8 protein-coding genes and 1 pseudogene are annotated in these 4,909 nt (G+C 59.4%); all 9 read right to left on the bottom strand.

The annotated features are described in order from the left end of the window. Positions 1 to 890 (bottom strand): annotated as a pseudogene (locus C266_RS11065) (hypothetical protein); the annotation flags it as partial. Then, positions 890 to 1,012 (bottom strand): GpE family phage tail protein, encoded by a 123-nt coding sequence (locus C266_RS27420; RefSeq protein ID WP_144265785.1) that lies wholly within the window; start codon positions 1,010 to 1,012, stop codon positions 890 to 892. The pseudogene C266_RS11065 and the gene C266_RS27420, both read right to left, overlap by 1 nt. After that, complete coding sequence (locus tag C266_RS11060) at positions 1,012 to 1,302, bottom strand: phage tail assembly protein (RefSeq protein WP_010804694.1); 291 nt, start codon at positions 1,300 to 1,302, stop codon at positions 1,012 to 1,014. Before C266_RS11060 ends, C266_RS27420 begins: the two co-directional genes overlap by 1 nt. A gap of 2 nt (positions 1,303 to 1,304) precedes the next feature. After that, positions 1,305 to 1,679 (bottom strand): phage tail tube protein, encoded by a 375-nt coding sequence (locus tag C266_RS11055; RefSeq protein ID WP_010804693.1) that lies wholly within the window; start codon positions 1,677 to 1,679, stop codon positions 1,305 to 1,307. Positions 1,680 to 1,733: 54 nt separating this feature from the next. Beyond that, the gene (locus C266_RS11050) at positions 1,734 to 3,227 is read right to left on the bottom strand and encodes a phage tail sheath subtilisin-like domain-containing protein (RefSeq protein WP_010804692.1); all 1,494 of its coding nucleotides are present in this window, start codon (positions 3,225 to 3,227) and stop codon (positions 1,734 to 1,736) included. Positions 3,228 to 3,289: 62 nt separating this feature from the next. Next, positions 3,290 to 3,478 carry a DUF2635 domain-containing protein gene (locus C266_RS11045; protein WP_010804691.1) on the bottom strand — a complete coding sequence of 63 codons (189 nt, stop codon included), beginning with the start codon at positions 3,476 to 3,478 and terminating at the stop codon, positions 3,290 to 3,292. A gap of 9 nt (positions 3,479 to 3,487) precedes the next feature. After that, positions 3,488 to 4,051 carry a hypothetical protein gene (locus C266_RS11040; RefSeq protein ID WP_010804690.1) on the bottom strand — a complete coding sequence of 188 codons (564 nt, stop codon included), beginning with the start codon at positions 4,049 to 4,051 and terminating at the stop codon, positions 3,488 to 3,490. Further along, positions 4,048 to 4,380: a hypothetical protein gene (locus tag C266_RS11035; protein ID WP_010804689.1), complete on the bottom strand. Its 333-nt coding sequence runs from the start codon at positions 4,378 to 4,380 to the stop codon at positions 4,048 to 4,050. Before C266_RS11035 ends, C266_RS11040 begins: the two co-directional genes overlap by 4 nt. After that, on the bottom strand, positions 4,381 to 4,909 hold a 529-nt coding region (locus C266_RS11030; RefSeq protein ID WP_010804688.1), incomplete at its 5' end, for a major capsid protein.

Genomic DNA, 4,909 nt, shown 5'->3' with positions numbered 1-4,909 from the left:
GTCCGCTCCAGAGCGGGTGCCATGGCCTCACCAAACGAGTACTTGAGCTTTGTGCCGGACGCCTCGAGCTTGATCATCTGCTCGTTGTACGCCGCCGCTCGCTTCAGTTGCTCGTCACTCAGGACGAGCCCCATGTCTTTCGCCTTCTTAACGAAGGCATCGATACCGGATTCGCCCTTTTGAAGCATGGGCAGCAACGATCCGACGCCGAACACGTCGGCGATCAGCGCCTGCGTCTGGACGTTGCCCTTCTGCTTCACGATCGCGTTTGCGACGTCCTTGAGCGCGCGGGTCGCATCCACCGCACCATCTTTCGTGCGATGTAGACTGATGCCGAACTTCTGCATCATCACAAACGCATCTTGATTTCGACCATAGGTCGCATCTTCGATGGTCTTGCCGAGCGTCTTCAACGACCCCGTCATCTCGTCGGCAGAAAGGCCGGCGAGCTTGGCCGCCCCTCGGTAGGCCTGAAGGTCCGCAGTCGAGACGCCGATGGCAGCGGACGTCTTCAGTACCTCTGCCCCCATCTTGCCCCACTCGTTCGTCATCAGGGCAATCCCAGCGATCGATCCGAGCCCCGCGATACCCGCGAGCGGCGCAACAATTCCTAGCAGGCTACGACCAGCATCCGCGGCGGCATATCCAATGCGACGGATACCGCGCGCGACCTTCGTTACGCCGGTTTCGTCGCTCAATGCCTTGAGCGAGCGGCCGACATCCGCGAACGGCTTGCGAAGGGTTGCGGCTGCGTCATTCATCTTCTTTGACGACGCAGTCACCCGATCAATCGGCTTCGTGATCCGCTGCATCGACGCTTCAATCTTCTTCGCCACCGCTGACGCCCTATCGGCTGCCGTGATGGTGATCTGATACGCATTACCAGCCATCAGACCTCCTCCATGGTGTGTCGAATGCGTTTAGCCTGGTCTCTCCACCAAGCCAGCTTTGAAAGCGATAGGCGCTCCGCGTCGAGCGGGCCCCAACGAAAAAAATAGGTGACGTCGGCGATTACGTCGGCGACTCCGTCGGGCCATCGTCGGTAAAACCCCCGAGATACTCGTTCGCCTCCGTAAAATCACGTTGGCAGAGCTTCTCAATTGCCGTCTTCGGCAAGCCGGAAACGAGGTGGATCAGCATAATCCCGATGCCCATGTTCGAGCCCCCCACACTGGTCGCCTTATCCAGTTCACCGGCCGTCGGCTCGCGTAGGTTGATCTTGTCGTAGACAACTTCGCTTTCGCCGCTGCCCAGCTTCACCGGCTTGCGCAGCGTGATGGTTTTTTCGTCAGGTTGACTCATGTTCAGCTCGTGGTTTCGGAAACTTGGGGGCCTTCCCACTTGACTTCGATCGTGGCGTCGGTGGATTTGACCGTCTGGTCTTCCACCGTCCACATGTTCCGGCCGATGATGGTTTTGCCGTTCGCGAGTTGCGCGACGACGGTGACGTTGTCCATCGCGTTCAGGTCGGCCACCGTGAGGTTGCCGGCGTCGCGAAGACTTGCGGAAATGGAGCCGGGGCGCTTCTTTTCGCTGAAGCCATGAACACCGTCTTGGCCGGAAAGGGTTTCGCGCGTCACCGACGACGGGTTGTATTCGAAGTCCCCCACCAGCAGGTAGTTCGTCCCGTCGACGGTAATGCTGGCGGTTCCTGCCAGGCGATTCGGATTACCTGCCATGAGGTACCTCCTAAATAGAAAATGGTGCCGCTGGGGCACCAGAATTCAGTTGGGTTAGCTCAAGCGGAATTGCATGAGCAGCGCGAAGACGCGCAATTGCGCGATCAACACCGCCGGGTAAATCACGTCCACTCGGTTCGGATTCGTGCTGTTCTGCTGGACGATGAGCCCTTGGGCGAATACCGCGCTTTGTTGTACGAAGCCGTCATACTCGAGCTGTTGGTATTGCGCGATCAGGTCGGCCTTGATGATCGTGGGCGTAACGATGGACGAACCAGGCGCAAACCTAGTGCCATCCGCAGCCAGCTTCATACGTGCGTACTTGCTCGTCACAACCGAGCGAAGAGCACGCAGAACGTAGGCGAGCGTGAACAGCGTTTCCACCTCCAGATAGCTGTCGTCTGGCTGTCCGAAGCTGTTCTGCTGGTAGGTGGTGATCAGGTTTTCAATGGCGACAGTGTCGTCGCTGGCGACGGTGAACGTCGAAATGCCGTCCCACAGAAGGGTGTTTCGGTCGCTCAAAGCGAAGCGCGATGCCAGCGGCGGTGCAAGGAAACTCGACAACGCCAATGTCTGTACCGGTCGCGCCGGGTCTGCTCGCACCGAAGTCGCCACGGTGCCGGCCAAATCAGCCGCAAGAATCCATGCCGGCGTCGGAGAATCGTTGAACCCCATGACGGATACGTGCTCGTCATTCCGGCTGGTACCAAACGTGGTAAGTGCGCCAAGGGTTCCCCGATATCCGCTGAACGCGTGGCCGTAAATCTGTTTGCTCCAACTCCATCGCCCAGTCGTCGAACTCAGGAATGCCTTCATGGCATCTAGAGAGTTCGCATCCGTGTACGGGAACGCGATGAAATCGAACTCTTGGTCGAGCAGGTTCGCGAATGCGGTCGCCAGCGCCGGATTGACAGCCCCCCCAGCCATCGGTGTAATCGTCAATGCGAGGCCTGCCGGTAGCGTCTCGCCACTTGCAGCACCTCGGTAGTTGATTCGCATATCGATGTCGTTGCCGGCCGCGCCCTTGTTCTTGGCAGTCACCGTCACCGTCGACGTGGCTGCGGCCGCTGTCACGGGAAGGTCGGACTGTGCGTTAATCGCGGCCGCAATGGCGTTAGCGATCTGCGCAGTCGTTTGCGCCGACGTAACCGTGACGGTCACCGGCGGTACGCCGTTCACGGCTGCGATGTACAGATAAATCACACCAGTGGCCGTGGCAGGCGAAGAGATTGCAATGCTTCCCGACGCAGCCACTGCGCTGGCATCGTCGGCCAACGGCAGATACCAGACCTCACCGAACGGGTCAGCCTTGCGATACGCGGCCGTCATGAGCGCAAGCATCGAACCGGCACCGCCGACCGACTTTGCTTCGGTCGCGCCCTGGGAGATTTGCGGAACGCCCGGCGTCCCAGTCCCGGTGGCTGCGATCTGCCCGATGACCAACGCACGCTGCGTCGATGCACCGCTGTTTGCCTGACTGTTGTCGAGTTCGGCATGGAACAGGGGAACCCGCAGATTCTGCGGAATGGTTTTAAAGGGAACAGTCACTTGGCGTTCTCCAAAACAAAAAACCCGCCGAAGCGGGTTGATTGTTCAATTCGTTGGGATGTTTAAGCGCTCTTTCCCTGCTTTGCGGACGGCGCTTCAGGGGTCTCTTCGGAGACCCGGATGGCATCGCCGTCATTGATGCGGCGTACCCAATACAGGTCAAACTCCCCTACTTCCTGGCCTGATTCGGGGACAAATTGCTTCGTTTCGGGATCACGCAGTTTGATCCCGGGTGCTGGCTTGATGAACATCGCCGCTCCTCAGAGTTGTGGATGAATGATGATTCCGGGTTGCGGCGTGCCATCCGGAACGGACACGGCGATTTGAACCTCGTCGATCACTGCGGCCGGGATCGGATAAAAGTCTTCCGGGCCTTGGTAGAACTTGACCTCGATATGCATTACCAACTCGGCCATGGGCATCTCGCCGTCGGAAGACGTGGAGATCTCCGAGTCGATCGAAGTGAACTGCTCGATAAGCGCACCGCCCGTCGAATCGTTCCAGATCAACGGGTTGTTGATCAGCGCGACCTCGATCTGCGCCTTCAGGCGTTCAGCCGCAGCCAGCGCAACGGCCGATCCCTCGTCACCGATCAGCGCTGGCGAAATCGTCCGCGCAACGACCTGCAGGGTCGTGTAGACGTCATATCCGGGCTGAAATGGTCCTTGGGACTCCTTCCGCTCCTTCGGGGCGCGCACCAGGACACACGGATATGCATCGCCCGATGTCGGCCAATCGAATGGAGAAAATACAGAGTCACCTGCATCGGTCGAGCCCTTGAGGGCTTCGACAAACTTGGCGCGGATGTCTGCCGAGGTAGTCACGATGCCCCCATCTTGCTCAGGATCAGCTTTGCTCCGCCGTGGCTGTCGACTCGGACGTCTTTCACGACGTAAGCGCCGCCGGTGCGAACGACGGTCAACTGGTCGTTTTGTGCCGGCGGCATAGAAAATTGCGACAACTGAACGCCAAGAACCGCCTGAACGGTTGTCAGCTCGACGGATGCGTCTGAGAAGAGCATCTCCTTCTGGTACGCGTCGTCGAACACTCCATAGATCGTCAACGGTGCGCGGGCGCGCGGCCGATACTGCACCGGCTCGCCGAACACGCCAACTAAGGGACCGAGAACCTCGGCGTCCCAATTGACGGGCATTTAAGCCTCCGAACGGCCGCTGAACAGAACTTCCGGACGAGTGCAGATGTGAAGCGGGTAGGAACTCACTTCCATCTTCCACCACTCGTTGCGGTCGCGATCCATGATCGGCACCACGTACACCGGTTTGCCCGGGGTGTTGACCCACTGGAACGACTCGCCTGGTGCCAAGGCACGACGGAACACACCCGGCGCGCCGACGGGGAAAAACTTGACCTTGTCGTCCGGGATCTTGATGGTCGCGTTGTCGTCCGACCCGCGGTAGTTCAGCCACTTGATGCCACCGAACTCAAAGGCCGAGAATGCGCCGCCGGCGCTGCCGCCGCGAATTTCCTGAGCGTCGCTCCAGTTCACGAACGTACGAATCACGTCCGGATGATTCACAAACTGGTCGTAAAACGCATCGCCGCACAGCGCGAATACCTTGGTAGACGGCGTGAACGCACCTTGCGCCTTCCGTGCCATTGCCCGGGTGATCTGGTTGCAAAGCGGGCGCAGAGTGTTCGGCGCCGCGGCAGCAAGATTGAAA

Source organism: Pandoraea sp. SD6-2 (assembly GCF_000389825.1).
Taxonomy (GTDB): Bacteria; Pseudomonadota; Gammaproteobacteria; order Burkholderiales; family Burkholderiaceae; genus Pandoraea; species Pandoraea communis.
This window is presented reverse-complemented; position numbering and strand designations above follow the sequence as displayed.

Coding starts and splice junctions, on each gene's coding strand:
- C266_RS11045 (WP_010804691.1), bottom strand. CDS start 3,478: ATGTTCATCAAGCCAGCACCCGGGATCAAACTGCGTGATCCCGAAACG.
- C266_RS11035 (WP_010804689.1), bottom strand. CDS start 4,380: ATGCCCGTCAATTGGGACGCCGAGGTTCTCGGTCCCTTAGTTGGCGTG.
- C266_RS11055 (WP_010804693.1), bottom strand. CDS start 1,679: ATGGCAGGTAATCCGAATCGCCTGGCAGGAACCGCCAGCATTACCGTC.
- C266_RS11060 (WP_010804694.1), bottom strand. CDS start 1,302: ATGAGTCAACCTGACGAAAAAACCATCACGCTGCGCAAGCCGGTGAAG.